This window comes from Acerihabitans sp. TG2, assembly GCF_035013185.1.
Classification (GTDB): Bacteria; Pseudomonadota; Gammaproteobacteria; order Enterobacterales; family Enterobacteriaceae; genus Acerihabitans.
The window spans coordinates 126831-152948 of the sequence record NZ_JAYGJO010000008.1; the positions used below are offsets into that span (position 1 = coordinate 126831).

Here is a 26118-nt window from a genome sequence, read left to right on the forward strand (position 1 = left end):
TTGCGGCCCGTCGCTGGGTGACCGGCAGTGGGCAAACCAGACGTAATGATCAACAGGGGCGAGCTACTCGTCCCTGTTTTTTTTGGTTAATTGTCCAAGGCCACCTGCCGGATGACACCTTCCTGCGCGGTAGACGCCACCAGAATGCCATCGCGGCTAAAAATCTGACCCCGAACAAACCCTCGTGCGCCACAAGCGGATGGGCTGTCGACAGCATATAATAACCAATCGTCGATGCGGAACGGTCGATGAAACCACATGGAGTGGTCGATAGTGGCTATTTGTATTCCCGGCTCCATAAAACCACGGCCATGAGGTTGAAGCGCCGTGGGCAGGAAATTAAAATCCGAGGCGTAGCCTAAGAGATATTCATGGCAGTCGCGGTCATCGGGCAAATGACCTCGGGCACGTAGCCAAATATAACGCTGCGGTTTTTCTTGTATACCCTGGAACGGATTGTGAAATGTCACAGGGCGCATCTCAATGGGCCGATCTCGAGTTATCTTTTCCCGTATTCCTGCCGGCAGGCTGGCAGATAGCTGGCGCGCAATATTCTGCTCCGAGCGTAACGCTTCCGGCGGCGGGACGTCAGGCATCGAATTCTGATGTTCAAATCCTTGCTCACCGGTTTGAAAAGAGGCGGTGAGAGAGAAGAGGGTTTCGCCATTCTGGCTGGCGTTAACCTCGCGGGCACTGAAACTTTTACCGTCTCTTAGGTTGACGGATTGATAGATAATAGGTTGGGTAACGTCACCCGGGCGTAAGAAGTAACTGTGGAATGAGTGAACATGACGATCGGCTGGCACGGTTTGTCTGGCGGCAAACAACGCCTGCGCCACAACCTGGCCGCCAAATACCTGCGGGCGCCCTATATCCTCGCTTTGACCACGAAAGAGGCACTGTTCAATTTTTTCCAGTTGTATGAGTGTTAACAGGTGGTCGAGTTGCTGACTCATAAAAATGCTCCGTTGTAGACTTAGCCTTTAAGGATGATAGCGCGGGGTAGGGGATGTCGTTAAGGCGTTATTGTATTGCGTTTTAGTTCAACCGCGTCTGAAACCTGACAAGTACGGCCATAACCGGCAGGAAAATATCGGGATCCTGTGCCATGCTTATTCTATAAAGTGGTCTTGACCACTACGCGTTCATCATCAAATAGTGGTGAACTGATGAGCTAATAATAAGACGGAGAGGTAAATCATGAAACTTTGGCAAATACTAGGTGGCGCCGCGTTATCGGTTACCCTGGCCGGATGTGCGGATCAAGGAAAAACTGTCCCCACACCTACCGCCAACACTCCCGCTACCGTCGAGCAAGCGGCTGCAATTCGCCAACCGGCAGTGACAGGTATTGTTAGTATCCGACAATCAGTTGCGCTGCCGCCGAATTCCGTGCTGACAGTCACGCTGTCAGATGCCTCTATTAGCGATACTCCGTCCACCGTGATTTCTCAAAAAGTCATGCGTACGGAAGGCAAACAGGCACCCTTTAGTTTCGTTTTACCGTTCAACCCAGCGCAGATTCAACCCAACGCACGAATCCTGCTCAGCGCTGCTATCACTATCGATGGGCGGTTAATGTTTATTACGGAACAGGTTAAAATGGTGGTCACTAATGGCAATACCACGCAGGATTTGATCTTAGTACCGGTTCCGGCCGTAGCGATGCCCACCCGAACTGTGGCTACGTCAACAACGGCACCCATGACGTCTCCTACACCGGTGACATCATCAGGCAGTGCCTACTGAGCCTAACCCGCTATAACCCTTGTCAGCATGTCAATACTCAGCTGTTTAATAAGCCTAAGCGCTCCTCGCGGAGCGTTTTTTATGTACCAGGCTAGTGTATCAAACCGTGCTGGCCTAACGTAACCAACGGTAGTCGGCCAACGCAATCCGGCCATCGTTATCCACTTTTACGCCTTCCGCTTCAAGCGCAGCTTTTTGGCGAATAAAACCGTCTCCCGCAAGGGAAATTGCACCATGACGGTTAACAACCCGATGCCAGGGTAATCGGCTACCGCAGGGGAGTCGGCTTAGGATCCCCCCCACCTGCCTGGCGGCGCGGGGCGAACCGGCCAGGCGCGCGACCTCGCCGTAAGTGGTCAGCTTGCCATAAGGGATGGCATCAATAATGTGGAATACGCGTTGGCGAAAGCTGTCTATGGGTTCGGTAATCACAAGATAAGCCGGCTAGAGTAAATAACAGTTTTATAATGGCATAGCGCATGAGAGGCAGAAAGCAAAAAAAGTCTTTCGCCGCGCCGTCCTAAGCGGATTGTCCAAGAAAACAGCGCTTGAAGCGTATCGGCTTGCATTTGATCTTGCCATCATTGATAATGCCCCGCGCTCGTGAAAAACGGGCCGTCAATGGAGGCCCTGTCGGTGCTCCCGCAATACTAACTTGTGAACTCGGTCAGGTCCGGAAGGAAGCAGCCGTAGCAGGTGATGTGTGTGCCGGGATGTTGCTGGCAGGGCCTCCACCCATTTAAGTCATGTCCCTCGGATGTCTTTTAACCCATAACGACGCACGTTTTTTAGCCATATTGATCGAATTTTAGCAACGTTAAGCTGATTGAATGCTGGCAATCATTCACTGTATTAATGTTAAATTATGGTTAATAGCCATAAACTGATCACCGTCGTTCAAACACCGCGTGAACACTCAAATCAAATAATGGAAGGTGCTTGATAAATTCATGCAGTACTATCCCCTATTGTGCAAATTGTGCGGATGAAAACACCGAACTGAAATATTTCCAAGTTGTCTCAGCGGCTGAATGATTTTTGCGGGAACTCACTAAATGAAATTAATCACTGACATAGCGCCAATCATCCGGGATTAATCCTACGGCCTATTTTTCGTGCTCAATGCTGAAGGTTTTTGCTGACATTGTTCACCGACCTACGGAGTCGATGGTTAACGCCAAGTAGGCAAAAAAACGAGGCAACCAAACACGGTTATCCTAAAGGTGCGGGTGTTTAAAATTTTTATATGAATACATACATTTATTAATGTTAATGCTAAGTATCGAGTCACTGCGGTTTAACGAACATACTTCCAAACCGAAACGGGAATTTTGTCGTAGAGCTTATCCATAGTGAGTTCTGCTAGTCTATGGTCGGCGGCAGAGTTGAATATTTCAAGTTCATCATCTGACAGTTCGTATTTGTTTTTCTCGATCACCCGTTCCAATGTCTCGAGTGTCCTGCATTTACGTAACCGCATTAAATAATCAATTTTGTTCATGGTAACCTTTGTTGTTATGTCGTGTATGAATATACATTCACTATTTCAGGAAATACAAACCTCAGTCTCTGAGAATGTTCCGAATAAACGAGAACGGCTCTTACGCCATCTCTGGACATCCAGATCATTGAAACTGTAACCGCTAAATAGGGTAAAGGTATTGTCTAAAAACGTTTCTATGTGGTCGGTAAGGTCATTCTCATTATGATGTTTCAGCTTAAAAAGGACCACAAAGGATGCAATATGGTCAATTAATTCATTCATCTGTAGATTGAGCACAGACGCTGGATCGTTAACCCATCCATGATAACTCTCGCCCAGGCTGACGATACCATCGTCGTAAAGATTAGCACAAAGGTATTTCAGCTGTGCAATATCATGCCGTTTGGGTGAATACTCGTCCATATCAGCCCTCCTAACACTAAACAAATCGATATCATCTATAAATCAAATCGGGGCTTGGCCGGGAATCACTATGCCTTAGCTTCCCCGCTCAATTTAAAGATAGATTATTTTAATCAGTCTGACACTATCAGCTTACATTAACTTGTAGTGCTATTCTATAGCGCTGCCATTAGCATCAATGGCACGAGCATGAGTCGAAAACGAGCTTAATGGATGCGGTTGTTAGCAAATGGCTATTTTGTCAATAATTTATTATAAGCATTAGGCGTGGGGCCGTTCGTTCACCTTCGTGTAGCTGTAGTGCCTGGCAAAAAAGTTCGCTTATGCTTTATATGCAATTTTATATTTATTCGTACCATTTCTGGTGAAATTACACATCTTTCATTATTAACAAATCATCACAATCCATTGTGTCTAACCACACTAGTATAATCCTTTGCTGAGGGTGGCGGCAAACATTGATTGTTTGACAAAGCCATAATGCTGTCGCTGATTTGTAAGCGGTTGTCGCTAATGCTGATTTGAACATACAATCTCGCACATAAATCAGGGGCCTCTTTTGGTAGAGGCCCCTGGGATAGCGCGGTTGCCTGTCATTAGCCGGGCGGTGCGTGTTCACATCATGGGTTAGGCGGGGGGTTATTTACGTTTTTTCCCACCTTGAACCGCTTTAAAACGCGGATTTGATTTGCAGATGACATAAACACGGCCGCGGCGGCGCACGATTTTGCAATCCGGATGGCGTAACTTGGCCGCGCGTAACGAACTCAACACTTTCATGACAAAAATACCTCTGGTGGTGCTTTAGCGAAAGAAACGGCCAAACCGTTGATTAAAGCGCGCAGTGCTGCCCTCTTTATCGATGATTCGCTGCTTGCCGGTATAGTAGGGATGGGACTCTGACGAGACTTCCAGCGTGATGTAGGGCAAGGTTACGCCATCGAGCTCAATCGTGCGGTCGGTTTGGATAGTTGAACCGACCTTGAAATACGCATCGGCGCTAGTGTCATGAAACACCACAGTGCGATAGTCAGGATGGATGCTTGGTTTCATTTTATACCCTATATGTAATGTTATATCATAACTTATTATGCATAATATTATCGTTTCGTCAAGTTACCTGCAGCTTGACGTCTGGTGGGGGTAGACCACCGACAAAAAAAAAAGAGGCCGCTTATGCGGCCTCTTTTTAACTCACTACTTTACGCTGCTACTGATGAGGCGTGTTATCTACTGGATGTTGATGTTCTAACTGTTCCTCGGTCTTGTTGCTAAAGCGGCGGCGTACCACCACAAAGAACACCGGAACAAAGAATATGGCCAGCAGGGTAGCGGTAACCATACCGCCGACCACCCCGGTACCTACGGCGTTTTGCGAACCCGAACCTGCGCCGGTACTGATGGCCAGCGGCAGTACCCCAAGGATAAATGCCAAGGATGTCATCAAAATTGGACGTAAGCGCATGCGAACCGCTTCTAGGGTCGCTTCCACCAAGCCCTTGCCTTCCTTGTCCATCAAATCCTTAGCGAATTCAACGATCAGGATGGCGTTTTTGGCCGACAACCCAATAGTAGTCAACAGCCCTACCTGGAAGTACACATCGTTGTTCATTCCACGTAAGGTCGCGGCCAATAGTGCACCAACCACGCCCAATGGCACTACCAGCATAACCGCGAACGGTATTGACCAGCTTTCGTACAACGCTGACAGACACAGGAACACCACGATCAGTGAAATGGCATACAACGCAGGTGCCTGGTTGCCAGACAACCGTTCCTGGTACGACATCCCGGTCCAATCATAACCGATGCCGGCAGGCAGTTTGGCGACCAGTTGTTGCATCAAATCCATCGCTTCACCGGTACTTTTACCCGGTGCTGCTTCCCCTTGGATTTCCATGGAAGGCAAGCCGTTATAGCGTTCCAGACGTGGTGAGCCGTATTGCCAATGTCCGGTCGCGATGGCGGATAATGGCACCATCTGCCCATTGGTTCCCCGTACATACCAGTTGAGAATATCCTGTGGTAGCATGCGGAATTGGGCATCTCCCTGCACATAGACTTTTTTGGTGCGTCCGCGGTCGGTAAAGTCGTTGACATAATCTCCCCCCAGTGCTGCACCGAGAGTCGTGTTTATATCACTTAGCGAAACACCTAAGGCTTCGGCTTTTTCATGATCAACCGTGAGCTTAAACTGAGGTGTATCTTCCAAGCCATTTGGCCGTACGCCTACGAGCATATCGGGATGTTGCGCAACCATGCCAAATAATTGATTACGCGCTTCAGTGAGCTTTTCATGTCCCAGGTTATCTTCATCAATCAGTTCAAAGTCGAACCCGGTGGCGTTGCCTAGCTCGACGATAGCCGGCAGGTTAAACGCCATGGCGATACCATCTTTTATCTTGGAGAAAGCCCGGTTTGCTCGGCTGATGATTGCCGGGACCTTGTTTTCGGTTCCGCTACGTTCATCCCAGTTTTTTAGACTGACAAACCCTAGCCCGACGTTCTGCCCGCGTCCGGAAAAGCCAAAGCCGTTGACGGTAAACACCGAATTAACGTTGTCTTTTTCGTTTTTCAGATAGTAGTCACTCACCTGGTCCAAGATTTTTTGCGTCCGTTCCTGTGTGGCCCCGGCCGGTAATTGCACCATATTCAGGAACACGCCCTGATCCTCTGCGGGCAAAAAGGAGGTGGGCAAACGAACAAACATCAGCGCCATGCCTACCACCACCAACAGATAGATAATCAGGTACCGTCCAGTACTGTTCAGGATATGGCCAATACTGTTGGTATAATGATTGGTGCTTTGATCAAACTTTTTATTGAACCAGCCAAAGAAACCTTTAGTGGTACCATGCTGGCCCTTTTTAACGGGTTTAAGCATGGTGGCACACAGTGCCGGCGTCAAAATCATCGCGACTAGCACCGAGAGCACCATCGCTGAGACGATGGTTATCGAGAACTGGCGATAGATGGCCCCGGTAGAACCGCCGAAAAACGCCATGGGTACAAATACCGCCGAGAGCACCAGCGCAATACCCACCAGCGCCCCTTGGATTTGCCCCATCGATTTGCGTGTGGCCTCCTTAGGACTCAGTCCTTCCTCGGCCATAACCCGCTCGACGTTTTCCACCACCACAATGGCGTCATCCACCAATAAACCGATGGCGAGCACCATCGCGAACAACGTCAGGGTATTGATGGTAAAACCAAACATGTTCAGGATGGCAAAGGTACCCAGCAACACCACCGGCACCGCAATGGTTGGGATAAGCGTGGCGCGGAAGTTCTGCAAAAACAGGTACATGATCAGGAATACCAGAATGATTGCCTCGGAGAGGGTCTTCACGACTTCCTGAATGGAAATTTTAACAAACGGCGTGGTATCGTAGGGGTAAACCACCTTTAATCCGGCAGGGAAATTTTTCTGCAAACGGGCTAAATCCGATTTCACCGCCGTTGCGGTGTCAAGGGCATTAGCACCGGTAGCCAGTTTGATCCCTAAACCAGCAGCAGGCTGACCGTTAAAACGGGCGATGGTGTCATAACTTTCGCCGGCAAGTTCAACCCTGGCCACGTCCTTTAGGCGCACCTGGGAACCATCGGTATTGACTTTAAGCAGGATATTGCCGAATTCAGCCGCGTTTGATAATCGACTTTGCACAATGATCGACGCATTTAACTGTTGCCCCTTAACAGCTGGGGAACCCCCTAGCTGACCGGCGGCAACCTGGTTATTTTGCACTGTCAATGCATTGATAACATCCACCGGCGTAAGCTGGAATTTATTGAGCTTATAAGGATCCATCCATATCCGCATGGCGTATTGGGAACCAAACAGCTGAACTTCGCCGACACCTTCGCTGCGGCTGACCGGATCCTTAACTTTGGACGCGACATAGTCGGCGATATCTTGCTGGGTCATGTTTTTATCATCGCTGATAAACCCGGCGACCATCAGGAAGCTGGAACTGGATTTCTGTACCTGCACCCCTTGATTTTGCACGGCTTGCGGCAATAATGGCATGGCTAACTGCAGTTTGTTTTGTACCTGTACCTGGGCAATGTCTGCATCGGTGCCGGAATCAAACGTCAGAGTGATGGTCGCGGTACCCGATGAGTCGCTGCTCGAAGACATATAAAGCAGGTGGTCGATACCGTTCATGTTTTGTTCGACTATCTGCGTCACACTGTCTTGCAGAGTTGATGCGTCGGCACCGGGATAACTCGCGGTGATTCGAATCGTCGGCGGTGCGATAGCCGGATACTGCTCGATAGGCAGCTTCAGAATTGACAGCAAACCGGCGAGCATAATAATGATGGCAATCACCCATGCGAAAATGGGGCGATCGATAAAAAACTTGGCCATATCGTTTACCCGTTCCTATTTAAGACTTTTTGGGGTTTTCAGGCTGCGGTTGTTCCGGTTGTGTTTCTTGCTCGGTCATCTCTTTTACTGTGACCTGCATACCGGGTTTGACTTTCTGCAAACCGCTGACAATCACACGATCGCCTACTTGTAAACCAGACGAGACCAGCCACTTGTCGCCAATGGCCTGTTTAGTGGTCAGCTGGCGCATCTCAACCTTATTGTCCGGACCTACCACCATGGCGCTGGCTTCTCCGCGTGGGTTACGGGTAATCCCCTGCTGTGGTACCAGGATCGCGTCATCGTTTACCCCTTCTTCCAGCCGTGTGCGCACAAACATTCCCGGCAGCAGGTCGTGCTGTGGATTAGGGAATATGGCGCGCATCGTAATGGAACCGGTAGTTTCATCCACCGTCACATCGGAGAACTCCAGCGTGCCGGGCTGTGGATATTCACTGCCGTCTTCCATCAGCAGATGTACTGTGGCTTTGCCATTTTGTTGTTTCATGGTGCCACTTGCCAATTCTTGCTTCAGCCGTAAAAAGTCATTACTGGATTGTGTCACGTCGACATACATCGGATCCAACTGCTGGACAGTGGCCATCGCAGTGGTTTGTCCATTAGTGACCAACGCACCCTCTGTATAGGCGGATTTACCAATACGCCCACTGATTGGCGAGGTTACCCGGGTATAAGCAAGATTGATTCGAGCACTTTCCAGGGTAGCCTTGGCGGCGACTACCGACGCATCGTCCTGCTGCAGGGTTGCTACTGCGCTATCGTAGTCTTGCTTGCTGACGAAGTTACTTGGCAGCAGTTTTTTATAACGATTTACCGTGAGTCGGGCGTTATTGGCACTGGCTTGCGCCTGGGCCAGGGTGCCATTAGCGTTGTCATAGGTGGCTTTGTATGTTGCAGGATCAATTTGATACAGCGACACGCCGGCCTGGATGTTGCTACCTTCAATGAAATTGCGCTTTAGAATAATGCCGTTTACCTGAGGGCGGACTTCGGCAATGCGAAAAGCGGCGGTGCGGCCGGGTAAATCTGTTGTGACATTCAATGTTTGTTTTTTTACCGTCACTACACTAACTTCCGGGGCCTGTTGCTGATGTCCTGCTTGTTTAGCATCTTTGTTGTCGCATCCAACAAGAATAAAGCTGCCTGAAAGCATCAGAACGGCTGCCAGAGGCAAAATCCCTCTGTTTTTGTTCATAGATAAACCTCAAGAGTCCGATTTGAAAAAACTGATCAATTGATCACAAGCCTGCAAACCCATTGCTGCGTAACAATTAGCCTTATGCTATGGTACATACATTCGTGAATGTATGTAAATCTAAAGACCCCCCAAAAAGAGCGCTATGGCACGAAAAACCAAACAGCAGGCCCAGGAAACCCGTCAACACATCCTGGATGCGGCAATTCAGGAGTTTTCCATGCGTGGTGTTTCCGCCACGTCGCTCACTGACATTGCCATGGTTGCGGGGGTGACTCGTGGTGCTATTTATTGGCATTTCAAGAATAAAGTCGAGTTATTTAACGAGATTTGGTTTGTCGCAGAGTCGAAAGTCCATGCGCACGAGCTAGAGTATCAGGCAAAATTCCCTGATGATCCACTATATGTATTAACTGAGACGCTGATTTACATTTTAGACGCCACGGTTTCCAATACTGAGTGGCGAGCCTTAATGGAAATTGTTTTTCATAAATGTGAGTTTGTGGGGGAAATGGCCTTATTCCAGGATGCGCGTATGGGATTATATACCGAATGCTACGAACGCATAGAGGGAACACTGGCCCACTGTATTGAGCAAGGGCAACTGCCTGTAGATCTGGACTGCCGTCGTGCCGCTATCCTGCTGCGCGCTTATATGACCGGATTAATGGAGAATTGGCTGTTTATCCCTAGCTCCTTCGATTTACAACGTGGCTCACGTATCCTGATCGCCGCATTTGTCGATATGCTGCGTTTAAGCCCCAACCTGCGCCACGAGGCGGTCGTACGGTCCAAAAAGTAAAAAAACGTGGGTTTACTCAGTTTGTTTGCCGATTTTGTTCAGATAATCATTTTTGACGATATCCAATGCCGCCAGCACCAGCTCTGGCGCGATGCCATTGTTTTCCAGCAGCATAATCAATTCCACCGCCAGTTTAATTTCAGGGGATTCATCTTCCAGCGTCACCGGTTTCTCCTCGTGCGCGCGTCACAGGTGCGTTGTCTGCGACCCGAAATCTATTGGGCATAGGGTAGCTGAAATCGGCATTAACGCAGGCAGTATTTTTCGAAAAACTCATGGACATAAACCGGTCTCACTTTGTACCAGGGCCATTTTCACGCCGCTCAATAAGGCGCTCAATTCGTATCACAGCCTGTCGGCAACGAGATAATCTCCCCTCCAACGCGGCGATTTCCTGCTGTAACTGCTGCTGGCGCGTACTGTCGTCAGTACTTTGCCGCAGGCTATCACGATCGCGGATCATGGTAAGTAATCGCCTTTCGTAATCCTGATGCTCGCTAAGTTTGGCATAATGGTCTATTTCGACCACGGTCGCCGGTTGTTGACGTCGCAGATCCTGAGTGGCCAATTCGCGCGCCAGGGCGGTCATTTGATCGATCAGCCGCTGCGCCAGCCAAGCGACACGGTCTGCATGGCCGCTATCAGCGGTAACTGACAGCCGCTGGAGTGTTTCCCGGCTTTCGGCCAGATAATCCTCCAATCGATGACCTCGGGTCTGAAATAATTGGTAATCGAAACGTGACTGCTCAACGTTGACGTGTTTGCCAGCAGTGATACGGGCCGCCAAGCCATCGAGCTTATCGTTTAATGTGGTCAGAAGCTTGGATGAGTACACTTTTTTTTCCCCATAGAAGATCAATACCCAAAAGATGTTTTCGCCCAATGGCCGATGGACGAAACGCGATAAGCCTGCCCATCATGACATTTTTTTGGGCACCTCGCTGCTGGCAGGGGAAACCCGGGTGCAGTAATATACCTTAATTAGGTTGTCTTATAAGATTCACCACACCAGCCAAGCAGTCCATCGCGGCAAACCCAAGTGGTATCGGTGGTTGACATTACGCAACAAAACAGTAAAAGAGCAGGCCCCGGTGGTTGCATTTTTCCGTCAGTTTGCATAAATTTGAGCGCTTTCATCATCGGCGGGTTCTGCCTGTTCGTCACAGTGGTTGTCACACCGTTCTCGTTCAGATTAAAGCGTCCGCGCGGACTATGATTTTTAAAGTTTCAGGCACATACATTATGACCGCAATGGCCCAACAGCTCGAACTTATCAAAAACAGTATCAAGACCATTCCCGATTATCCAAAACCGGGTATTTTCTTTCGGGATATCACCAGCTTGTTGGAAAACCCGCAGGCGTTTACCGCGACTATTGACCTGCTGGTCGACCATTATCGTCACCGCAATCTGACCAAGGTGGTCGGTACGGAAGCGCGTGGTTTCCTGTTCGGTGCGCCTGTGGCCTTGGCTCTTGGGCTGGGTTTTATCCCGGTGCGTAAACCCGGCAAACTGCCCCGCGCGGTATTGACCGAAAGTTATGAGCTTGAGTATGGCGTCGATCGGCTGGAAATTCACCAGGATGCAATTAGCGCCGGTGATAGGGTGTTGGTGATTGATGACCTGCTGGCAACCGGCGGCACCATCGAAGCGACGGTAAAACTGATTCGCCGCCTTGGCGGTGAGGTAAAAGACGCGGCGTTTGTGATTAATCTTGCTGAACTCGGCGGTGAAGCGCGGCTTGACGGCCTGGGGGTCGATAGTTACAGTCTGGTCGGATTCTCTGGCCACTGAGCATATCCACCTCGCGCTGCGGGGCGGGGCTGTGTTAGCATGAGCCCCTGTCCACCGACTTTTTCGCGACCCATGAGCTATCAGGTTCTTGCCCGTAAATGGCGTCCGCAGACGTTTTCAGATGTAGTAGGTCAGGAACATGTTCTGACGGCGCTGACGAATGGCCTTTCGCTGGGCAGGATTCATCACGCCTTTTTATTCTCTGGTACCCGGGGTGTGGGTAAAACCACTATCGCCCGTTTGCTGGCGAAAGGTCTTAACTGCGAAACCGGTATCACCGCTACCCCCTGTGGTCACTGCGCCAATTGCCTTGAGATCGAGCAGGGGCGGTTTGTTGATTTAATTGAAATCGATGCCGCGTCCCGCACCAAGGTGGAAGATACCCGTGATCTATTGGACAATGTTCAATACGCACCGGCGCGGGGCCGCTTCAAAGTCTATTTGATCGACGAAGTCCATATGCTGTCGCGGCACAGCTTCAATGCGCTGCTGAAAACGCTGGAAGAGCCGCCGTCGCACGTTAAATTCCTGCTGGCCACTACCGATCCGCAAAAACTGCCGGTAACCATCTTATCCCGTTGTCTGCAATTTCATCTCAAAGCACTTGATGTCAGCCAGATTCGCGGCCAGCTTGAGCATATCCTCCAGGCCGAGCAGATTGCGTGCGAACCGCGCGCGCTGCAGTTGATAGCGCGCGCCGCCGACGGAAGTCTGCGCGATGCGTTAAGTCTGACTGACCAGGCCATCGCCATGGGCATGGGCCAGGTGACCACCGAAACGGTGGGCGATATGCTGGGTACGCTAAATACCGAACAGCCGCTGGCGATGATTGAAGCGCTGGTCAATGCAGATGGTAATGCCGTGATGGCGCAGTTAGCGCAATGCGCATCCCGGGGCGTTGACTGGGAAACGCTGCTGGTGGAGATGCTGACGTTGTTGCATCGTATTGCCATGGGGCAGCTGTTGCCTGATGCGTTGGAAAATGAAGAGGATGCTGCCGTTGCTCCTCGCCTGCGTGAACTGTCACGGCGAATACCACCGAGCGACTTGCAATTATATTACCAAACTTTGTTGGTGGGACGAAAAGAGCTGCCTTTTGCCCCCGATCATCGCATGGGCGTCGAGATGACGCTGTTGCGGGCCTTGGCATTTCATCCCCGCCGGGTTGAACTCGCGTCTTGCGCTGACACCGTGGAAAAAAAAACGGCTGATGTTGCCATCGTGGAGCAGGGGCGTAAAGCGCTTCCCTCGCAGAGCAAGCCACCCTCAAGCCCGGTGACGCCCAGGGTTAAATCCGCTGGATCGCCGCGGCCGGCGGACGATATGCCTGTTGTCGGTAATGATCATCATGCCGGTTCGGTTGATAGCCGACCGGCGAAAGCGGCCGATATTGCTTATCACGGGCAGGATAACCTTGCAGGATCGTCCGATGATCGGCCACCGGACTGGGGTTCTGCGCCCACGACACCTCAAGAGGCTGCTCGCGGTGAGACGCATACCGGCAATCAGGAAGGGTCGATTCTGCCTGATAGCACCGCCCAATTGCTACTGGCGCGCACCGCCTTGCTGCGGCGGCAGGAGAGCCAAAAACCAAAAAAAGGTGATCCGGCTGTCACGCCGGAGCGCCAAAGAATGCCAAACAGCGCACTGGAACGTTTGGCGTCGGTTAGCGAACAGGCCCAGCAGCGTCAATCCGCCGGCGTTGGCGCACCGACAACCGCTAAGGCGGTTAAGCCGGAAGCTTATCGCTGGAAAACCAGCGTTCAGCCATCAACCAGCAGTGAGCCGGTCGCCACGCCAAAGGCGCTGCGCACGGCATTGGAACATGAAAAAACGCCTGAGTTGGCTGAACGTCTGGCGCAAGAGTCCATCGTGCGCGATCCCTGGGCGGCGCTGGTGGATCGATTGAAAATTCCCAAACTGGTGCAGCAATTGGCGCTGAACGCTTTTAGAGAAGATCTGACACCGGGCAAAATTTGCCTGCACTTGCGTTCAGCTCAGCAGCATCTTAATTCACCCACGTCACAGGCGACCTTGTCTGACGCGCTCGCGGCCGAGCTTGGCGCGCCGGTTGAATTAACCGTGGCAACCGATGATAATCCAGTGATACGCACGCCGCTGGAATGGCGGCAGGCTATTTATGAAGAAAAATTGTTACAGGCGCGTCAGGCGATTATCGCGGATAATAATATCCAGACGCTCCGACGTTTTTTTGACGCCGAATTGGATGAAGATAGCATCCGTCCTGTTTGACTGTTTGCCAATGGCGTTTGATTGCCGGCATGCGGTTCGACGCTAATAGAGAGAGAAGACTATGTTTGGTAAAGGCGGTATGGGCAACCTGATGAAACAGGCCCAGCAGATGCAGGAAAAAATGCAGCAGATGCAAGAAGAAATTGCTCAGTTGGAAGTAACCGGCGAATCCGGTGCCGGTTTGGTTAAGGTTACGATTAACGGTGCGCATAATTGCCGCCGGGTGGAAGTCGATCCCAGCTTGCTTGAGGATGATAAGGATATGCTGGAAGACCTGATTGCTGCGGCGTTTAACGATGCAGCACGCCGTATTGCAGAAACCCAGAAGGAAAAAATGGCCTCTGTTTCCAGCGGCATGCAGCTTCCTCCTGGTTTTAAAATGCCGTTCTGATGCAAACCAGTCCATTGCTTGAAGCGTTAACCGAAGCGTTGCGATGTTTACCCGGCGTAGGGCCTAAATCGGCCCAGCGCATGGTATTCCACTTATTGCAGCGTGATCGCAGCGGCGGCATGCGCCTGGCTCAGTCATTGACACGGGCTATGTCGGAAATCGACCACTGCGCCGATTGCCGGACGTTTACCGAGCAGGAGATATGTACGATTTGCGCTAATCCCCGCCGCAAACAGACCCGACAGATCTGTGTGGTGGAAAGCCCTGCGGACATCAATGCGATTGAACAAACCGGCCAGTTTGCGGGTCGCTATTTTGTGTTAATGGGGCATCTGTCTCCGCTTGATGGTATCGGACCCGATGATATCGGCCTCGACAGGTTGCAGGAACGGTTGGCCAGTGAAGATATCGCCGAAGTCATTCTGGCCACCAATCCGACCGTCGAAGGTGACGCGACGGCCAATTACATCGCCGAGATGTGCGCCCACTATGATGTATTGGCTACGCGCATTGCCCATGGCGTGCCGGTGGGCGGGGAGTTGGAAATGGTTGATGGCACCACGCTGTCCCACTCTCTGGCGGGACGACACCCCATAAAATTCTAGCATCGCGGCGCGTGGCGCCGCCATTTGGCCCGTTTTTTTTAACTTGAATGCTTGAAAACCCACCCTGACATCCCCATCTGTTGTTCATCGTTGTATCTAAACCCGCCTGATTGATAGCTATTTGGATTGAGGTAAGTAAAAGTATGAAAGGACAAGAAACTCGCGGATTCCAATCTGAAGTTAAACAATTGCTTCAACTGATGATCCACTCACTTTATTCCAATAAAGAAATTTTTATACGCGAACTGATTTCCAATGCCTCTGATGCGGCGGATAAACTCCGGTTTCGCGCGTTATCCCAGCCTGATCTTTATGAAGGCGACGGTGAATTACGGGTGCGTCTGTCCTGTGATAAAGCTAACCGCACGCTGACCCTGAGCGATAACGGTATTGGTATGACCCGTGAGGAAACGATCGACAACCTGGGTACTATCGCGAAATCCGGAACGAAAGCCTTTCTGGAGTCCATGGGCTCGGATCAGGTCAAGGACAGCCAATTGATTGGTCAGTTCGGCGTCGGATTCTACTCGGCGTTTATTGTGGCCGATAAAGTCACGGTGCGCACCCGTGCCGCCGGTGCTACGGCTGACGAAGGGGTTTTCTGGGAATCCGCCGGGGAGGGGGACTATACCATTGCCGGCATTACTAAACCTGACCGCGGCACTGAAATTACTTTGCACATGCGCGAAGGTGAGGACGAATTCCTCGATGACTGGCGCTTACGCAGCATTATCAGCAAATATTCCGATCACATTGCCCTGCCGGTCGAACTGGAAACCCGAAGCGCAGCTGAAGAAAAAGACGCTGCCGATACTGATACTGATGCTGCGACACCGGATGCCGTCGACGCTGAAAGTACCGAAACCGTGACCTGGGAAAAAATAAATAAAGCTCAGGCTTTGTGGACTCGCGGTAAAGGTGAGATCCCGGATGACGAATATCGGGAGTTCTATAAGCACCTGTCTCATGACTTTAGCGATCCCCTGATCTGGAGCCATAATCGTGTCGAAGGTAAGCAGGAATACACCAGCCTGCTCTATATCCCGGGCAAGGCGCCGTGGGATATGTGGAACCGCGACCATAAGCACGGTCTTAAGCTGTATGTGCAACGGGTATTTATCATGGACGACGCCGATCAGTTCATGCCCAACTACCTGCGTTTCGTCAAGGGTCTGATAGACTCTAACGATCTGCCGTTGAACATCTCGCGCGAAATTCTGCAAGATAATCGGGTCACCCAGAATCTGAAAAGTGCCTTGACCAAACGTGCCTTGCAAATGCTGGACAAGCTCTCCAAAGATGATGCTGAAAAATACCAGCAATTCTGGCAAGAGTTCGGTTTGGTATTAAAAGAAGGACCGGGGGAAGATACCGCCAATAGCGAAAATATCGCCAAACTGTTGCGTTTTGCCACTACCCATGCGGACAGTTCGGCACAGACCGTTTCGCTGCAGAATTACCTGGAGCGCATGGTGGAAGGCCAGGAAAAAATATACTACATCACAGCGGACAGTTATGCCGCCGCCAAGAGCAGTCCGCATTTGGAACTGCTGCGTAAGAAAGGCATCGAAGTCCTGCTGCTTTCCGATCGCATTGATGAGTGGATGATGAGTTATTTGACCGAATTCGAAGGCAAGTCCTTCCAGTCCGTGAGCAAAGTCGATGCGACGCTCGACAAGCTGGCCGATGAAGAAACGGCTCAAGAACAAAAAGATGCGGAAAAAGCGCTGGAACCTTTTGTTGCCAGAGTTAAAACGTTCCTGGGCGATCGGGTCAAGGAAGTGCGTCTGACGCATCGCCTGACCGATACGCCGGCCATCGTGACCACCGATGCCGATGATATGACCACCCAGATGGCGAAGTTGTTTGCCTCCGCTGGCCAAACCGCGCCTGAGATCAAGTATATATTTGAACTCAATCCGGATCATGCACTGGTAAAACGTGCCGCCGATATTAACGATGAGAGCCATTTCAACGACTGGATTAACCTGTTGCTCGATCAGGCCTTGCTGGCTGAACGTGGTACGCTGGACGATCCTAACCAGTTTATCCGTCGTATGAATCAATTGTTGGGTCAATAATCATCTCGCGCCGGACGACATCCACCGACGGCATGATGAGCTAAACACCGGGCCGGGTTACCTGGCCCGGTGTTTTTGCTTCGGCCCTCGCATCGGCCTCTACGGCGTCCATGCTGGGGCAATTCTGAAAGCAGCGCTAAACCGCCTCTCCTTGCGCCCTTTCCTTGAGAAAAGGGACCCACTAGTGGTAAGGTTTAGTGTTTTCTTCTCTTTTTACATTAGATATAAGCAAGGGGATTTACGCAATGCGTATCATTCTGCTGGGCGCTCCGGGCGCTGGTAAGGGCACTCAAGCACAATTTATTATGGAAAAGTACGGCATTCCGCAGATTTCCACCGGCGATATGCTGCGCGCCGCGGTGAAAGCGCAATCCGAATTGGGTAAAAAAGCCAAGGAAATCATGGACGCCGGTAAGCTGGTTACCGACGAACTGGTGATAGCATTAGTTAAAGAACGTATTAAACAAGACGACTGCCGCAATGGTTTCCTGCTTGATGGTTTCCCTCGGACCATTCCCCAGGCCGATGCCATGAAAGATGCCGGTATTAAGGTGGACTATGTGCTGGAATTTGCCGTGCCGGATGAGCTGATCATCGACCGTATCGTTGGCCGCCGCGTACATGCGCCATCAGGACGGGTCTATCATGTGACCTTTAATCCGCCGAAGCATGAAGGCAAAGATGATGTTACCGGTGAACCGCTGAGCACGCGTAAAGATGACCAGGAAGAAACCGTGCGCAAGCGGTTGGTTGAATATCACCAGCAAACCGCGCCGCTGATAGGTTATTATCAGCACGAAGCCGCGGCCGGTCATACCCAGTACCACAAAATCGACGGCACTCAGAAAGTGGCCAACATCAGCACTGAGCTGGCTAAAATCCTCGATTGATGGTCCGATCTACTCTGCGCCGCCGTTTCATAACCCTTGGCTACGGCGGCGAGTGCCAGGTGAATGGCATGCCTGGCTTTTTCAAGTCCCGCTGATAATGCCTATTGCAACGATTTCCCCACAGATGAAGGTTAGGGATTCTTAACCCGCACTTTTCGGCTACACTATCCTATCGATGATTGCTGATTAATCCTTTTTAAATACAGGGAATTGGCATATTGACTTCTGATGAAGGGGCAGGGATATGGGACAGGAAAAATATGGCGTGTTGATGGTCAACCTGGGAACGCCCGAAGCGCCAACTGCGCAGGCGGTAAAACGTTACCTGGCCGAATTTCTCAGTGACCGACGGGTGGTGGATACGCCGCGGATTCTCTGGTGGCCGCTCCTGCGCGGCGTGATCTTGCCGCTTCGCTCGCCTCGGGTAGCCAAGTTGTATCAAAGCGTCTGGATGGCAGGCGGCTCGCCGCTGATGGTGTTTAGCCAACGCCAGCGGGCGGCGCTGGCGGTGGCACTGCCGAATGCGCAGGTGGAACTGGCAATGAGCTATGGTTCACCGGCGCTGGCACCCGCAGTGGAACGACTGTTAGCTGCAGGGATCACTAAACTGGTTGTTTTACCGCTCTATCCACAATATTCCAGTTCTACCAGTGCGTCGATTTGGGATGCAGTAGCGCGCGTATTCAGCGGCCAACGCCGGTTACCTTCCGTGAGTTTTATTCGCGATTATGCTGACCATCCCGCTTATATCGCGGCGTTGGTTGATAGCATCAAACATTCTTTTGCCGAGCACGGCGAGCCGGATCGGTTGGTCATTTCGTTCCACGGCATTCCACAGCGCTATGCCCGTGAAGGTGATGATTATCCACTGCGTTGTGAGGCAACCCGCAGTGCGCTGGTGACGGCGCTTGACTACCCGGCCGAGCGGGTGATGATGACCTTTCAATCGCGTTTTGGGCGCGATCCCTGGTTAGTGCCGGCTACCGATTTGACATTGAAGGCGCTGCCCGCTCAGGGCATTAAACATATTCAGGTGATTTGCCCAGGTTTCTCGTCGGATTGTTTGGAAACCCTTGAAGAGATAAAGGTTCAAAACTGTGAGATATTTACCCATGCTGGGGGGGAGCAGTTCCATTATATTCCGGCGCTGAATGCCGACCCCGGTAATATCGAATTGTTCCGTCAATTGGTCATGGAACAGATCGACTAAGTGAGTCACCGAAAGATTCTGTGGGCTGGGTGTTTCGCCATGGTTGCATGGCCATGGCGCAACACCCATACCGATGTGTCGGGTTGCATGACGTCACCCATTTTTCAGCCGTGAATGCTTAGCGATTTTCGCGAGTATTCGGCAAAAAAGCGGTCAGAATACCCAACAACGGCAAGAAAGAGCAAATGTGATAGACGTACTCGATGCTGGTCAAATCAGCAATATGGCCTAACACTGCCGCCCCAAGCCCTCCCATGCCGAAGGCAAAACCAAAAAAGAGCCCGGAGACCATGCCGATCCTGCCCGGTAACAGCTCTTGGGCGTATACCAGAATCGCGGAGAATGCCGAGGCAATAATCACGCCGATAATGACTGTCAATAAGCCGGTGACAGCCAAAGAGGCATAAGGCAGTAACAGCGTAAAAGGCGCTACCCCGAGGATTGACCCCCAAATCACATACTTACGTCCAATACGATCCCCCAATGGGCCACCTATCACCGTACCTACCGCTACCGCGAACAGAAAGGCGAACAAATGCAACTGGGCTGCCTGTATCGACAGGCCAAATTTATGCATCAAATAAAAGGTGTAATAACTGCTGATACTGGTGAGATAAAAATATTTGGAAAAAATCAGCATCAGCAAAATACCGATAGCCCAGGCCACCTTGCGAGGCGGCAACGGTGAAACCAGCACGTGTTTGGTGTGATGCGATTTGGGTGCGGCGATCGCACCACGATACCATTTGCCTACCTGTAGCAAGATGATGGTCGCCAGTAGCGCCGCCAAGGCGAACCAGGCGATATGGCCTTTGCCATAAGGGGCGATGAGCAGCGCAGCCAGCAAGGGGCCTAATGATGCGCCGAAATTACCACCGACCTGAAACAAAGACTGCGCGAGCCCGTGTCGTCCGCCGGATGCCATGCGCGCTACCCGTGAAGATTCCGGATGGAATACCGACGACCCGGTGCCGACCAGCGCCGCTGCGATCAAGACCACGGGGAAACTGCCTGCCATCGCCATGAGCAAAATGCCGCACAGCGTAAAACTCATGCCGATGGGCAATGAATAAGGCTGCGGGTATTTATCGGTATAACTTCCCACCAAGGGTTGTAGCAAGGAAGCGGTAATTTGGTAGGTCAGTGTAATCATGCCCACCTGGGTAAAACTTAACGAAAAACTGGCCTGCAGGAGTGGATAAATCGCCAGGATCAGCGATTGGATCATGTCATTTAACAGATGGGCGACGCTGATGGCTGCCAGCACCGAAAACAGGGTGCGTGGCCGATCGTGGGTTGCCGCAGGGGCTGGTGTGATGCGCACTGTCATGTGAATAGCTGCCTGTTAGCGATCGTCACGTTTAGCAATATCGGCAAAATTTGCCGATAATAGGCCGCGTAGATCCTCGGGATTGAGCTCGATATCGAGTCCACGTTTGCCACCGGAAATAAACATCGTGGCGAATTCCCGTGCCGGTAAATCGATAACCGTCGGTAGACGCTTTTTCTGCCCCAGAGGGCTGATGCCGCCAATCAAATAACCGGTGATTTTTTGTGCCAGTGCAGGATCGGCCATTTCGGCTTTTTTGGCCCCCAGCGCCCGGGCAACTTTTTTTAAATCCAACTGCAGCGCCACCGGGGTGACCGCCACCGCCAACTGTTTGCTTTCGCCATTAAGTGATACCAGTAGGGTTTTATAGACTTGTTGTGCATCTAACCCCAATTTACGCACCGCTTCTTCGCCAAAATGGGTCTCATCGCTATCGTGTGGATAAGCATGTAGAGTAAATGCGATATGGTTTTTTTCCAGCAATATAACCGCAGGCGTCATAACATCGTCCTGAATAAATGGAATACCCTTTAAAGCGTTTGTGTTGCACGACGACGGCAAACGAGCGGCGCCGTAGCTTAGCCAGGTAAAAACGTCAGGTGAACGAGTGTAGCTGATGCCGTTGCAACGTAAAAGATAACGGCCCTAATTATATATTCCAATCTTTCGGCAGAGATAGCCTAATGATGCGGGAGGGTAAATAATGTCACGATGAAAACCGATGGGGTTACAGGTTATTTTCCAGTAGCGACGGCAAATTTTGTTCGCCGTACAAGTGCAAAGCGCCTACCGCAACCACATATTCTCCGCTAGGCAGATCTTCGAGTTGCCGTTTCCAGCGTTGGTTACGTTCGGTCATCAGGTGTTGGTAAAGTTCGCCGCTGAAGGTTGAAGGGAAAGCCTTGTCCATGTTTATCGGCCGATTGTAGAGCCACCAACCGATCATGGTCTGCAATAATCGGGCATTGTCATGCCAATGGTCCAGGGTATCGTGCAGTAGCGTATTGCCTTGATCGGGCAACTGTAACAACAGCTCCATCTGCTGCTGTGGACCTTCCAACTCTATCACGGGCTTATCCATTGCCTTGGCCGCCTGAATCAATTGATAGTCGATGCCGTAAGCGGCCCTCAGTCCCAGAGATTCGGCTTGTCGGGCCTGAAGTATTAGAGCGATGTGCCATGACGGTAGTGCCGTTAGCGCGGCCTCATCGAGTCCGTACTCGCCACAAATGCCGCTCAGTAGGGTCTGCATCTGCGGCCTCAAACGCTCGGACAGGGGCACGGTTATCGGCTCGTCGTTGGTTAACGGTGAACCGGTGGTGATGTCAGCCTCGACAATCAACGCCGAGGCTTGCCGAAGACGCGCCAGCAAGCTGGCAGGCAGCGGAGCCATCTCCCTCGATCCCATATGGATACTGCCGACCAAATGAAGTTGCCGCCGATCGGGCAAATTCACATCCATGCCCGGCCAGGCGTACATGGCGGGGGTGATTAACCCCAACATAACGGCCATGCGTCGAAATAAATTCCTCATTGTCAGCAGCTCCAGTCCACAGGGAAATACAGGGTGGGTCCTGACCAGTGTATGACGTTATTGCTTGGGCTTAAAGCGTATCAGGCGATTGGCATTGCTCACGACGGTAATCGACGATAACGCCATGGCCGCACCCGCCACTACCGGACTGAGTAGTGTTCCGGTAAAAGGATAAAGGATCCCTGCGGCGATGGGGATCCCCAACGCATTGTAAACAAAGGCCCCCAGCAGATTTTGTCGCATATTGCGCAATGTGGCCTTGGCTATCTCCAGTGCATCGGCCACACCGTGCAGACTTTGGCGCATCAAGGTGATGGCGGCGGTTTCGATAGCCACATCACTGCCGCCGCCCATGGCGATGCCCACTTCTGCTTGGGCCAGCGCAGGGGCGTCGTTAATACCGTCACCAACCATTGCTACCCGATGACCTTCCCGCTGCAGTTGTTGAATTGCCTGCGCTTTCCCGTCCGGTAGCACGCCGGCGATAACCCGATCGATCCCGGCTTCTTTCGCTACGGCATCGGCAGTGGCTGCATTATCACCGGTAAGCATGACCAGAGTATAACCACGGGCATGCAGGCGGGCTAATGCGGCAACGCTGTCCTCACGCAGTGGGTCACGAATAGCGAAGAGCGCCGCCGGTTGGTCATCCATTGCCAATAATACCGGGGTAGCACCTTGTTCCGACCAGAACGCCATGCGCGCGCTCAATGCACTGGTGTCGATATGCTGTTCGCTCATCAGCGCAAGATTGCCAAGCCAGGCCTGCCGACCGTTGATAGTGCCGCTGACACCCAGACCACGCAGCGTGCGAAACCCACTCACTTCTGGCAATGCGATTTGACCAGCATGCTCCACAATAGCGTGGGCCAGGGGGTGATTAGAACCTTGCTCAAGCGCCGCGGCAAGCAGGGTTACCTGCTCGCTATCAAAGCCTGCGCTCGGCTCTATTGCTACCACCCGGGGGCGGCCTTCGGTCAGGGTACCGGTTTTGTCAAATACCAGGGTGTCGAGGCTGGTGGCGTTTTGCAATGCATCGGCGTCGCGCACCAATACACCAAATTCTGCCGCCCGTCCGACGCCGGCGATAATCGACATGGGTGTGGCCAGTCCGAGTGCACAGGGACAGGCAATGATCAGTACCGTGGTGGCGATAACCAGCGTATAGACAATGTGCGGTTGCGGACCAAACAGATACCAGATCGCCGCACTGATGATAGCAATAGCCACCACACTTGGCACAAAGACCGCAGAGATACGATCCGCCAGTTGGCCGATAGCCGGTTTACTGCTTTGGGCTTGGCGGACCAAACGAATAATACGCGCCAGCGTGGTTTGAGAGCCGATAGCATCGGCGCGAAAGGTGACAGTGCCATCTTGTACCAGGGTGCCAGCATGGACGCTGCCCCCGGCCGTTTTGCGCCGTGCCGCCGGCTCGCCGGTGAGCATGGATTCATCCAGCCAGATTTCGCCCTGGGTGATTTCACCATCCACCGGTACCCGATCGCCGGTGGTGAGCCGCAGGATCATGCCTAATTTTACGTCGGCCAGGGGCAGGGGGTGTTCACCCGTATCATCCACCACCCGCGCCATGGGCGGCGTCAAATCCAGTAGCCGTTCTAGCGCCTGGGACGAGCGTTGGCGGGCTCGTTGTTCCAGCGCATGACCCAGGTTTATCAGGCCGATGATCATGACGCTGGCTTCAAAGTAGAGATGCCGCGCTGCGATGGGGAACACGTCCGGCCACCAAACGACGCTTATTGAGTAGAGCCAGGCGGCGCCAGTGCCTAGTGCCACCAATGTATCCATGGTGGCGCTACCGTTGGTCAGACTGCGCCACGCACTGCGATAAAAATGACCGCCGGCAATCACCATCACCGCGAGCGTCAGCAGTCCAATACCCAACCATAACGGGCGATTGTCGGGTGTCAGTGTCATATTATCGCCAAACATGCCCCAGACCATCAGCGGTATGCCCAGCGTGAGTGCCAGCGCAGACTGCCAACGAAAACGCACCGTCGCCTGCTGTGCGCTCTGTTGCTGGCGTTCGCGCCTACGGTTGTCATCCTGAATGATTTCCGCGCCGTATCCGGCCTGTTCAACGGCTGCAATCAGCGCAGCGCCGTCGGATACGCCCATCACCAAGGCGCTGCGTTCCGCCAGGTTGACCCGCGCTTGTTCGACGCCGGAAACCTGTTGCAACGCCCGTTCCACTTTAGAAACACAACTGGCGCAACTCATACCGCTGATAAGCAGATGCTGGGCGTTATCCGCCGACGTGTCCGCTTGCTGTGGCGCCGTGGCGGCTAACGTATCGCTCGAGTGCTCTTGCTGAATTGGCACCGCGGCTGTAGGGGGAGTTTGCGCGCTTGTTGGTGTATCCAGGGTGATATTGTGTTTTGTTACCTGATGTGCAGGAATAACTGTCGCCGCTGCCGGTGAGTCCGGCGCTGAAGTATTGACCGTCAGCGGTTCAGTTTTTGGGTGTGATGTGCTCCCCGCTAAACTGGCCTGATAACCCGCATGCTCCACTGCTGCTATTAGCGTCTGTGCATCGGCGACGCCAGAAATGTTGGCGTGATCGAGGGTGACCTCGGCGGTGGTTACACCGGGAACCGCCATCAGCGCCTGGCGAGTGGCAGACACACAGTGCCCACAGCTAAGCCCTGATAAGGTCAGTTCGACACCGGCTTTGGGCAGGGAGGCTTTATAACCGGCCTGTTCTACCGTATCGATAAGCGCCTGAACGCTGGCGCTACCCGTTACCGTGGCGCAATTGAGCTCGACCTGAGCACTATCTACATCGGCGCGGGATTCAAGGGATTGCTTGACCCGTTTGATACAGTGCTCGCAGGATAATCCCGCGAGGGTGAGGGTGATAGTTTGTGACATCAAATACTCCTTTACCCGTTATACTTCACGTTGCTGGTGCGTTGGCTGTACTCGCTCACCCCAGTCACTTACAAGAGTAAGCTCCTGGGGCTTCTCTGCGTTGCCGCCTTCCTGCAACGTGAATTATTTAGGGTAAACCCGTTATACTTCACGTTGCGGGTGCGTTGGCTAAAGCGGATGTAATAGAATAGAGCTTAGACCTTACCGTAAGGGTAAGGTCAAGGGGGTAACATAAATATCAGCGACGTAGCAAAGAAAACCGGCTTGACCAGTAAGGCGATTCGCTTTTATGAAGAGAAGGAGCTTATCACGCCACCACTGCGGCAGGAAAATGGCTATCGTAGCTATAATGCCCACCATATCGAAGAGCTTGGACTGCTACGCCAGGCACGGCTGGTGGGGTTTACCCTGGAAGAATGTCGGGAACTGGTGGCGCTGTTTAATAATCCACAGCGTCATAGCGCTGATGTAAAAAGGCGTACGCTTAAAAAGGTTGAGGATATCGACCAACATATTAACGAACTCAAGGCCATGCGCCAGCATTTGTTGCAACTGGCGGACCGTTGTCCCGGTGACGATAGCGCCGATTGCCCGATTATCAACAACCTGGCTGGCTGCTGCGCCGAAGGGACGCAGCATTAAGTCTCATCGCTGGGACGTACCCGCAGGGTGATACCGTCTACGGCGATCACCTCTACCGCGATGCCCACGGCGAGATCCTGGTCACAGCACGCACGCCAGGTGCTATCGCCGATACGTACCCGACCGATGCCATTTATCAGCGGTTCGACCAGCACGGTACGGGTACCCACCAACCGTTCTGCGCGCCGATTGAGCAGCGAAGCAGGGATCCTGGTGTTACGCGAGCGTAACCAATACCACCACGCCAATGCGGCGACAATGATCAACAGCGCGAAAATAATCCCCTGCCATGCCCAGTCAATCGGCACCACCCAGACGATGAGCCCGACCAGCACCGCTGCAACGCCGCTCCATAACAGATAACCGCCGGCGCCCAGCATTTCAGCCGCCAATAATAGGCAACCGAGGGAAATCCAGAACCAATGGGGGGTAATGATCAGCGCCGGTAGCATGC

Annotated in this window: 25 protein-coding genes and 1 other RNA gene; 11 read left to right on the forward strand and 15 right to left on the reverse strand. The window is 52.2% G+C overall.

Annotation, left to right across the window (positions count from 1 at the left end):
- Positions 1-86: 86 nt before the first annotated feature.
- A complete protein-coding gene (gene tesB / locus SJI19_RS09720) occupies positions 87-956 on the reverse strand; it encodes an acyl-CoA thioesterase II (RefSeq protein ID WP_323478062.1) in 870 nt (289 codons plus the stop codon).
- Positions 957-1200: 244 nt separating this feature from the next.
- Here tesB and SJI19_RS09725 point away from each other — a divergent pair, with 244 nt between their 5' ends.
- Positions 1201-1749, forward strand: a complete 549-nt coding sequence (locus tag SJI19_RS09725) for a YbaY family lipoprotein (RefSeq protein WP_323478063.1) — start codon at positions 1201-1203, stop codon at positions 1747-1749.
- Positions 1750-1863: 114 nt separating this feature from the next.
- Here SJI19_RS09725 and SJI19_RS09730 read toward each other — a convergent pair whose 3' ends face one another.
- Positions 1864-2181 carry an MGMT family protein gene (locus SJI19_RS09730; RefSeq protein ID WP_416347527.1) on the reverse strand — a complete coding sequence of 106 codons (318 nt, stop codon included), beginning with the start codon at positions 2179-2181 and terminating at the stop codon, positions 1864-1866.
- A 199-nt stretch (positions 2182-2380) separates the two neighbouring features.
- Here SJI19_RS09730 and ffs point away from each other — a divergent pair.
- Positions 2381-2477, forward strand: an RNA gene (gene ffs, locus SJI19_RS09735) — signal recognition particle sRNA small type.
- Between the two features lie 569 nt (positions 2478-3046).
- Here the strand turns inward: ffs and SJI19_RS09740 are convergent.
- From SJI19_RS09740 to SJI19_RS09765, 6 genes are all read right to left on the reverse strand, one after another.
- Positions 3047-3250 (reverse strand): HHA domain-containing protein, encoded by a 204-nt coding sequence (locus SJI19_RS09740; RefSeq protein WP_323478064.1) that lies wholly within the window; start codon positions 3248-3250, stop codon positions 3047-3049.
- A gap of 45 nt (positions 3251-3295) precedes the next feature.
- Positions 3296-3655 carry an Hha toxicity modulator TomB gene (gene tomB, locus SJI19_RS09745; protein WP_323478065.1) on the reverse strand — a complete coding sequence of 120 codons (360 nt, stop codon included), beginning with the start codon at positions 3653-3655 and terminating at the stop codon, positions 3296-3298.
- A 639-nt stretch (positions 3656-4294) separates the two neighbouring features.
- A complete protein-coding gene (gene ykgO, locus SJI19_RS09750; RefSeq protein ID WP_323478066.1) occupies positions 4295-4435 on the reverse strand; it encodes a type B 50S ribosomal protein L36 in 141 nt (46 codons plus the stop codon).
- Positions 4436-4459: 24 nt separating this feature from the next.
- Positions 4460-4708, reverse strand: a complete 249-nt coding sequence (locus SJI19_RS09755; protein WP_323478067.1) for a type B 50S ribosomal protein L31 — start codon at positions 4706-4708, stop codon at positions 4460-4462.
- 157 nt (positions 4709-4865) lie between these two features.
- A complete protein-coding gene (locus SJI19_RS09760; protein ID WP_323478068.1) occupies positions 4866-8024 on the reverse strand; it encodes an efflux RND transporter permease subunit in 3159 nt (1052 codons plus the stop codon).
- Positions 8025-8043: 19 nt separating this feature from the next.
- Positions 8044-9240 carry an efflux RND transporter periplasmic adaptor subunit gene (locus tag SJI19_RS09765; RefSeq protein WP_323478069.1) on the reverse strand — a complete coding sequence of 399 codons (1197 nt, stop codon included), beginning with the start codon at positions 9238-9240 and terminating at the stop codon, positions 8044-8046.
- A 145-nt stretch (positions 9241-9385) separates the two neighbouring features.
- Between SJI19_RS09765 and acrR the strand changes: the two genes are divergently transcribed.
- Entirely contained in the window at positions 9386-10042 is a 657-nt protein-coding gene (gene acrR, locus SJI19_RS09770) for a multidrug efflux transporter transcriptional repressor AcrR (protein ID WP_323478070.1), read from the forward strand.
- A 12-nt stretch (positions 10043-10054) separates the two neighbouring features.
- Here acrR and SJI19_RS09775 read toward each other — a convergent pair whose 3' ends face one another.
- Both SJI19_RS09775 and priC read right to left on the reverse strand, forming a co-directional pair.
- Positions 10055-10207, reverse strand: a complete 153-nt coding sequence (locus SJI19_RS09775; RefSeq protein ID WP_323478071.1) for a DUF2496 domain-containing protein — start codon at positions 10205-10207, stop codon at positions 10055-10057.
- Positions 10208-10334: 127 nt separating this feature from the next.
- Positions 10335-10877 carry a primosomal replication protein gene (priC, locus tag SJI19_RS09780; protein ID WP_323478072.1) on the reverse strand — a complete coding sequence of 181 codons (543 nt, stop codon included), beginning with the start codon at positions 10875-10877 and terminating at the stop codon, positions 10335-10337.
- A gap of 407 nt (positions 10878-11284) precedes the next feature.
- Here priC and apt point away from each other — a divergent pair, with 407 nt between their 5' ends.
- The 7 genes from apt (at position 11285) to hemH (ending at position 19266) form a co-directional block, all read left to right on the forward strand.
- Positions 11285-11836, forward strand: coding sequence for an adenine phosphoribosyltransferase (apt, locus tag SJI19_RS09785; protein WP_323478073.1), 552 nt, complete (start codon positions 11285-11287; stop codon positions 11834-11836).
- 72 nt (positions 11837-11908) lie between these two features.
- A complete protein-coding gene (dnaX, locus tag SJI19_RS09790; protein WP_323478101.1) occupies positions 11909-14089 on the forward strand; it encodes a DNA polymerase III subunit gamma/tau in 2181 nt (726 codons plus the stop codon).
- A 61-nt stretch (positions 14090-14150) separates the two neighbouring features.
- On the forward strand, positions 14151-14480 hold the full coding sequence (locus tag SJI19_RS09795) for a YbaB/EbfC family nucleoid-associated protein (protein WP_131866228.1): 330 nt from the start codon (positions 14151-14153) through the stop codon (positions 14478-14480).
- Positions 14480-15085: a recombination mediator RecR gene (recR, locus tag SJI19_RS09800; protein WP_323478074.1), complete on the forward strand. Its 606-nt coding sequence runs from the start codon at positions 14480-14482 to the stop codon at positions 15083-15085. The genes SJI19_RS09795 and recR overlap by 1 nt, the downstream gene beginning before the upstream one ends.
- A 143-nt stretch (positions 15086-15228) precedes the next feature.
- Positions 15229-17166 (forward strand): molecular chaperone HtpG, encoded by a 1938-nt coding sequence (gene htpG, locus SJI19_RS09805; protein ID WP_323478075.1) that lies wholly within the window; start codon positions 15229-15231, stop codon positions 17164-17166.
- 245 nt (positions 17167-17411) lie between these two features.
- The gene (gene adk / locus SJI19_RS09810; RefSeq protein WP_323478076.1) at positions 17412-18056 is read left to right on the forward strand and encodes an adenylate kinase; all 645 of its coding nucleotides are present in this window, start codon (positions 17412-17414) and stop codon (positions 18054-18056) included.
- 244 nt (positions 18057-18300) lie between these two features.
- A complete protein-coding gene (gene hemH / locus SJI19_RS09815) occupies positions 18301-19266 on the forward strand; it encodes a ferrochelatase (protein ID WP_323478077.1) in 966 nt (321 codons plus the stop codon).
- 118 nt (positions 19267-19384) lie between these two features.
- On the opposite strand, the gene SJI19_RS09820 is transcribed toward hemH, so the two are convergent.
- From SJI19_RS09820 to copA, 4 genes are all read right to left on the reverse strand, one after another.
- Positions 19385-20596 (reverse strand): MFS transporter, encoded by a 1212-nt coding sequence (locus SJI19_RS09820; protein WP_323478078.1) that lies wholly within the window; start codon positions 20594-20596, stop codon positions 19385-19387.
- A gap of 15 nt (positions 20597-20611) precedes the next feature.
- Positions 20612-21097: a Cys-tRNA(Pro)/Cys-tRNA(Cys) deacylase YbaK gene (ybaK, locus tag SJI19_RS09825; protein ID WP_323478079.1), complete on the reverse strand. Its 486-nt coding sequence runs from the start codon at positions 21095-21097 to the stop codon at positions 20612-20614.
- Between the two features lie 226 nt (positions 21098-21323).
- Positions 21324-22130, reverse strand: a complete 807-nt coding sequence (locus SJI19_RS09830) for a TraB/GumN family protein (RefSeq protein WP_323478080.1) — start codon at positions 22128-22130, stop codon at positions 21324-21326.
- A gap of 57 nt (positions 22131-22187) precedes the next feature.
- Positions 22188-25022: a copper-exporting P-type ATPase CopA gene (copA, locus tag SJI19_RS09835; protein WP_323478081.1), complete on the reverse strand. Its 2835-nt coding sequence runs from the start codon at positions 25020-25022 to the stop codon at positions 22188-22190.
- Between the two features lie 231 nt (positions 25023-25253).
- On the opposite strand from copA, the gene cueR reads away from it, so the two are divergent.
- Positions 25254-25664, forward strand: coding sequence for a Cu(I)-responsive transcriptional regulator (gene cueR / locus SJI19_RS09840; protein WP_323478102.1), 411 nt, complete (start codon positions 25254-25256; stop codon positions 25662-25664).
- Here the strand turns inward: cueR and SJI19_RS09845 are convergent.
- A complete protein-coding gene (locus SJI19_RS09845) occupies positions 25661-26116 on the reverse strand; it encodes an NfeD family protein (RefSeq protein ID WP_323478082.1) in 456 nt (151 codons plus the stop codon). The genes cueR and SJI19_RS09845 overlap by 4 nt on opposite strands.
- Positions 26117-26118: the final 2 nt, after the last annotated feature.

Excerpts from the sequence above, each read along its gene's own strand:
- acrR (WP_323478070.1), top strand. The coding sequence starts at position 9,386 with ATGGCACGAAAAACCAAACAGCAGGCCCAGGAAACCCGTCAACACATC.
- SJI19_RS09765 (WP_323478069.1), bottom strand. The coding sequence starts at position 9,240 with ATGAACAAAAACAGAGGGATTTTGCCTCTGGCAGCCGTTCTGATGCTT.
- SJI19_RS09755 (WP_323478067.1), bottom strand. The coding sequence starts at position 4,708 with ATGAAACCAAGCATCCATCCTGACTATCGCACTGTGGTGTTTCATGAC.
- SJI19_RS09820 (WP_323478078.1), bottom strand. The coding sequence starts at position 20,596 with ATGACAGTGCGCATCACACCAGCCCCTGCGGCAACCCACGATCGGCCA.
- SJI19_RS09760 (WP_323478068.1), bottom strand. The coding sequence starts at position 8,024 with ATGGCCAAGTTTTTTATCGATCGCCCCATTTTCGCATGGGTGATTGCC.
- tomB (WP_323478065.1), bottom strand. The coding sequence starts at position 3,655 with ATGGACGAGTATTCACCCAAACGGCATGATATTGCACAGCTGAAATAC.
- tesB (WP_323478062.1), bottom strand. The coding sequence starts at position 956 with ATGAGTCAGCAACTCGACCACCTGTTAACACTCATACAACTGGAAAAA.
- SJI19_RS09845 (WP_323478082.1), bottom strand. The coding sequence starts at position 26,116 with ATGCTACCGGCGCTGATCATTACCCCCCATTGGTTCTGGATTTCCCTC.
- ykgO (WP_323478066.1), bottom strand. The coding sequence starts at position 4,435 with ATGAAAGTGTTGAGTTCGTTACGCGCGGCCAAGTTACGCCATCCGGAT.
- hemH (WP_323478077.1), top strand. The coding sequence starts at position 18,301 with ATGGGACAGGAAAAATATGGCGTGTTGATGGTCAACCTGGGAACGCCC.
- adk (WP_323478076.1), top strand. The coding sequence starts at position 17,412 with ATGCGTATCATTCTGCTGGGCGCTCCGGGCGCTGGTAAGGGCACTCAA.
- SJI19_RS09795 (WP_131866228.1), top strand. The coding sequence starts at position 14,151 with ATGTTTGGTAAAGGCGGTATGGGCAACCTGATGAAACAGGCCCAGCAG.
- SJI19_RS09740 (WP_323478064.1), bottom strand. The coding sequence starts at position 3,250 with ATGAACAAAATTGATTATTTAATGCGGTTACGTAAATGCAGGACACTC.
- recR (WP_323478074.1), top strand. The coding sequence starts at position 14,480 with ATGCAAACCAGTCCATTGCTTGAAGCGTTAACCGAAGCGTTGCGATGT.
- ybaK (WP_323478079.1), bottom strand. The coding sequence starts at position 21,097 with ATGACGCCTGCGGTTATATTGCTGGAAAAAAACCATATCGCATTTACT.
- SJI19_RS09725 (WP_323478063.1), top strand. The coding sequence starts at position 1,201 with ATGAAACTTTGGCAAATACTAGGTGGCGCCGCGTTATCGGTTACCCTG.
- apt (WP_323478073.1), top strand. The coding sequence starts at position 11,285 with ATGACCGCAATGGCCCAACAGCTCGAACTTATCAAAAACAGTATCAAG.
- htpG (WP_323478075.1), top strand. The coding sequence starts at position 15,229 with ATGAAAGGACAAGAAACTCGCGGATTCCAATCTGAAGTTAAACAATTG.
- SJI19_RS09830 (WP_323478080.1), bottom strand. The coding sequence starts at position 22,130 with ATGAGGAATTTATTTCGACGCATGGCCGTTATGTTGGGGTTAATCACC.
- copA (WP_323478081.1), bottom strand. The coding sequence starts at position 25,022 with ATGTCACAAACTATCACCCTCACCCTCGCGGGATTATCCTGCGAGCAC.
- dnaX (WP_323478101.1), top strand. The coding sequence starts at position 11,909 with ATGAGCTATCAGGTTCTTGCCCGTAAATGGCGTCCGCAGACGTTTTCA.